The sequence below is a fragment of the Armatimonas sp. genome (genome assembly GCF_031410135.1).
In the GTDB taxonomy this organism is placed as follows: domain Bacteria; phylum Armatimonadota; class Armatimonadia; order Armatimonadales; family Armatimonadaceae; genus Armatimonas.
Window position 1 is genome coordinate 1 of the sequence record NZ_JANNYP010000263.1, and the last position, 4,498, is coordinate 4,498.

The 4,498-nt window shown below is 60.7% G+C and carries 5 protein-coding genes; 3 read left to right on the top strand and 2 right to left on the bottom strand.

The features are described from left to right. Positions 1 to 302, top strand: a 302-nt coding sequence (locus RMO15_RS09785) for a hypothetical protein (protein ID WP_309711304.1), incomplete at its 5' end; no start/stop codon positions are given. Between the two features lie 128 nt (positions 303 to 430). On the opposite strand, the gene RMO15_RS09790 is transcribed toward RMO15_RS09785, so the two are convergent. Then, positions 431 to 1,291, bottom strand: coding sequence for a phytanoyl-CoA dioxygenase family protein (locus tag RMO15_RS09790; RefSeq protein WP_309711307.1), 861 nt, complete (start codon positions 1,289 to 1,291; stop codon positions 431 to 433). Between the two features lie 9 nt (positions 1,292 to 1,300). Beyond that, positions 1,301 to 2,518, bottom strand: a complete 1,218-nt coding sequence (locus RMO15_RS09795) for an enolase C-terminal domain-like protein (RefSeq protein ID WP_309711310.1) — start codon at positions 2,516 to 2,518, stop codon at positions 1,301 to 1,303. Positions 2,519 to 2,564: 46 nt separating this feature from the next. Here RMO15_RS09795 and msrB point away from each other — a divergent pair, with 46 nt between their 5' ends. Together msrB and RMO15_RS09805 are read left to right on the top strand one after the other, a co-directional pair. Continuing rightward, complete coding sequence (msrB, locus tag RMO15_RS09800; protein WP_309711312.1) at positions 2,565 to 2,957, top strand: peptide-methionine (R)-S-oxide reductase MsrB; 393 nt, start codon at positions 2,565 to 2,567, stop codon at positions 2,955 to 2,957. Between the two features lie 18 nt (positions 2,958 to 2,975). Next, positions 2,976 to 4,498 (top strand): DUF1549 domain-containing protein (locus tag RMO15_RS09805; RefSeq protein ID WP_309711316.1); only part of this gene is annotated, 1,523 nt, incomplete at its 3' end.

Below are 4,498 nucleotides of genomic sequence, written 5' to 3' on the forward strand. Positions count from 1 at the left end.
CCATGACCCTGACACTTGAGATACCCGATGACCTGGCCCCGCGTCTGGTTGCCATGCCGGAGAAAGACCGCCAGAGCTACACGCAGGCCGCCCTGCGTCTGGCGGCAATCTACGGGCCCACCCGAGAGCCCGATCCCGTCCTGACCCACGAGCAGCTTGCCAGCATTGGACGTGGGCTAGCGCAGCTTGATGCAGTCGAGGGCATTGACGGCGATCTAGTCATGGCCGAGCTCTATGCAGAAGCAGGGCTGGAAAACCCGCCCGTCTTCAATCGGGGTAATCCCCGCAAACGCCGCGTATGAGACGTGGCCCCGGTGGGGGGCCTTTGCGTCCCTCGGCTCCGCCTCTGGTTCTTGACTTCTCTCCCGAAGGACGCTCCGCGCTTGGACCGTCTCTAGCCCCGCCAGAGACTGCGTCGCGGGCGGGGATTTTACCAGCTCTCCAGCCCCAGTAGTTTTTTGCCCAGCTCCGTGAGAGTCGCGGGCTCCGGGTGCTGCTGACGCTCACGGCCCTTGTAAGGCTCGGGGATGTTTTTCTCCCAGTAGGCAGGTGCAGTGTGCTCCTGCCAGCAAGCGATACGCTCCTCGCGCTGGACATGGTCTTGGCCAGCCGGGTAGAGGGTCACGTACTGGCAGAGCCGGGGCGCCCCTCCTTGGTTAGGGCCATTGCCGTGTGCTAGGGTGTAGTCCCAGATCACCAGGTCGCCTGCCTCGGCGGGGATGGGGGTGACCGCCATGCCCTCCGGGAGGCGCGTGAGATCGGGCTGGAACTTATGGCGGTCGGCGGGCTGCTCGGCGATCCAACGGACGAGGTTTTCGCGGTGGAAGCCAGGGATGCAACAAAAGCCCCCCATCTCTTCGGTGGTGTCAGTGAGGCAGAGCACGGCTTGCACAAAGAAGCGCCAATTCTCGGGCGGCGTGCTGGTGTCCATGTCCCAGTGGACGAAACCCTGGTCGTTGTGGTGGGGATATTTCTCACTGAGCGGCGGTTTGAAGCAGGCACGGTCTAGGCTGGTCCAGAGCTTCTCGGTGCCGTAGAGATCCGCGAAAGCCTGGTAGAGCCGGGGATGTTGCCGGTTGTCCCAAAGTGACTGCGTCTGATGAATGTGTGCCAGCGACCCGCGCCGCCCGACGGGATACCAGGTCTCAGGATCGTTTGGATTCATGTCCAAAAAGGTATAGATGTCGTCCACAACAGCATCGCAGTTTGCTTTGGGCACAACATTCTTAACGACAAGATAGCCCCACTGATCGAAAAACGCCCGATCCTCGGCGGTGAGCAAAGGTTCCATGTGGCTATTTTACCAGCGACGGCGCTCCCAGTGGGGATCGACGTGTTGACGCATCTCAGCGACATCGTCGCGGGCACGGATCGGGCTTTTTGAGTAGCGCTCTTTGAGTTTCTCTAAGTTATCGTAGTTCAGCGTGACGCCAAGGCCAGGGGCATCGGAGACGCGGACGTTGCCACCGACAATGGGGATGCGGCCCTCCGCGACAATCTCGTCGGCGGCGCTCTGCCAGGGGTAGTGGGTGTCGCAAGCATAACTCAGCTGGCGGGTGGCGGCGGCGACATGGGCCATGGCCATCAGCGAGATCCCCAGGTGGCTATTAGAGTGCATCGAGAGCCCGATGCCCAGAGTCTCGCAGACCCGACCCAGCTCTAAGACCGCCCGCAGGCCGCCCCAGTAGTGGTGATCTCCCAAGACCACCTGGCAGGCATCGGTTCTATACGACTCTGCGAGGGTCTCAAACGAAGTCACTGCCATGTTGCTGGCAAGCGGCGTCTCGATTCCCTCCGCCAGCAAGCCCGCTCGAACGGCGGCCATGTCGGCCATGCCTTGCGCGGGGTCTTCCAGATAGCCGCCGTTACTCAGCTCTTCCCGAAGCGCCCTGCCTGCCCGAAGCGATGTCTCGACGCTCCAGACACAGTTCGGGTCAATGCGTAGCGGCACGTTTGTCCCGAGCGTCTGGCGGAGCAGCTTGATCGTCTCGATCTCTTCGTCGGGCTCTAAAACGCCCGCCTTCAGCTTCACCGAGCCAAAGCCATAGTCGGCGATCAGCTCTTGGACTTGAGTCACCAGCCCCTCGGGCGTGAGCGCCTCGCCATATTTAGACTCGCCCCAGGCGTGCTTGTAGAACGCGTAGGCCGAGAACGGGACGTCGTCGCGCACTTTCCCCCCAAGGAGCGCATGCACCGGCAGGCCAACCGTCTTTCCGATCAGATCCAGGCTCGCCACCTCCAGCGCCGCCAGCGCCATCCGATACTCGCCCTGGCCGCGTAGATCCGCAAGCGAGACAAAGAGCCGTGTCGCGTCTTGGCCAATCACCCGCGCTCGCAGGCTCTCCAGTGCTTTGGCAGGCCCCTCGCCACCGTGGGTCTCCGCGATCCCAATCACCCCGTCGGCACTCTCTAGCTCGATCACGGTTCGCAGCGCTAGCGGGGCGTGCAGGCCAAACGACGAGCGTAGCGGCGGGTCGGAGATGGCGATGGAGTGAATACGAAAGTCTCGAATTTTCATGTCCCTAGTGTACAGGAGCAGACAGGGAGGAGGGTATCATAGCACTATGATAAATAAAACTGAGGATGAGTGGCGGGCTCAGCTCACGCCCGAGCAATATAGAGTTTTGCGACAGGCAGGGACGGAGCGGGCGTTTACGGGGCAGTTATGGAACCATAAGGGCGAGGGAGTCTATGCTTGCGCTGCATGTGACACCGAGCTGTTCAACTCCGAGACCAAGTTTGACAGCGGCTGCGGGTGGCCATCGTTTTTTGACTCCTTGGATCAGGATCGGATTATCCGACGCGAGGACAATGCCCACGGCATGCGGCGCGTCGAAGTGCTCTGTGCGAGCTGTGAGTCTCACCTTGGCCATGTCTTTCCCGATGCTCCCCAAACCCCGACCGGCGAGCGCTACTGTATCAACTCTGTTTGTTTAACCTTCACATCCGCGAAATAATCGTCGTATAATAACCCTATGAAGTTGTTGCATCTTGCTTCTATTATCCCCGTGGTGGGACTGATGGGCCTTGCCCTCGCCCAGACAAGCCCTCCCAGAGCCACGCTGACACCGGCCCAAGCCTTACAGTTTGAAGCCAAAGTGCGCCCCTTGCTCCTGGCAAAGTGCGGAATCTGTCATGGCGGTTCTGCCCCACAGTCAGGGCTGGATATGACCAAGCCTTTCTCGGTAGCAATAGCTCACGAAGCTTTGAAACGCATGCAAGCCAGTGACAAGACCGTGATGCCCCCGACGGGTAAGCTCAGTGCGGCGGAGATCGCCAGTATGGAGCAGTGGGTCAAAGACGGTGCGGGCTGGCCCCTTGCCACCCCCGTCACTCCCAAAAAGAACGCGCTACACTGGTCGTTTATCGCGCCCAAGCGGCCCTTGGAGCCCCCGATGGAGCGCAGTGGGATTGATGCCTTTGTGCTGGGCTCACTGGCAAAGGCGGGGATAAGACCAGGACCACAGGCAGATAAGCGGACGCTCCTGCGGCGTGTGAGTTTTGACCTAATTGGCCTGCCTCCAACCCCCTCGGAGATGGCTACGTTTCTGGGCGATACTTCGCCCGCTGCCTTCGCCAAGCAAGTAGATCGCCTACTAGCCTCCAAACATTTTGGGGAGCGCTGGGGACGGCACTGGCTGGATGTGGCACGCTACGCCGACTCGAATGGTCTGGATGAAAACACAGCACATGCCAATGCCTGGCGCTACCGCGACTGGGTGATCGGGGCCATCAACCGTGACCTGCCCTACGATACGTTTGTCCGCGAGCAGCTTGCGGGCGATCTGATGACCACGGGAAACGAAGAAGAAGATGCCGCACGCCTCACCGCGACGGGTTTTCTGGTGCTCGGCCCAAAAGTCTTGGCGGAGCCCGATAAAGCCAAGATGGTGATGGATATCGTAGATGAGCAGATTGAGGTGGTGAGCAAGTCCGTGATGGGCCTCACCGTGGCCTGTGCCCGCTGCCATGACCACAAGTTCGATCCCGTCTCCACCAAAGATTACTATGCCATGGCGGGGATTTTCAAGTCCACGAGGACAATGGAGACGACCAACACCGTCGCCCGGTGGTACGAGCGTCCCCTCTCTAGCCCCACTCTCAAAGCCGAGCTAGCTTCTTACGAGAAGAACATTGGCCCGACAAAGCAGGCGGTGGACGAAGCCAAGAAGCAGCTTGACAGTGCGCTGAATGGCAGCGGTAAAGGGCTCTTTGCCGATGCCTCGGCCTATGTGCGCGGTGAGCACCTCGCCAAGGAGCGCTACGGCCCCAAAAGCATCAACTCCGACGGTTCCCCGAGCGTGGCGGAGTGGGACTTTACGGTTCCGACAGCAGGGCGCTACAAGATCTACCTGCGCTATGCCGCCGAGGAAGCGCGCCCCGTGGTACTGACCGTGGCGGGGAAAAACGTTGGTAAGAAGATCGCAGGCGGCGTGACGGGAGGCTGGAACGACGAAGACCAGCGCTGGGAGCAAGCCGGAGCACAAGCACTAGAGGC

What these genes read in the sequence shown, in the direction of transcription:
- msrB (WP_309711312.1), top strand. Translation starts at nt 2,565, where the DNA reads ATGATAAATAAAACTGAGGATGAGTGGCGGGCTCAGCTCACGCCCGAG.
- RMO15_RS09795 (WP_309711310.1), bottom strand. Translation starts at nt 2,518, where the DNA reads ATGAAAATTCGAGACTTTCGTATTCACTCCATCGCCATCTCCGACCCG.
- RMO15_RS09790 (WP_309711307.1), bottom strand. Translation starts at nt 1,291, where the DNA reads ATGGAACCTTTGCTCACCGCCGAGGATCGGGCGTTTTTCGATCAGTGG.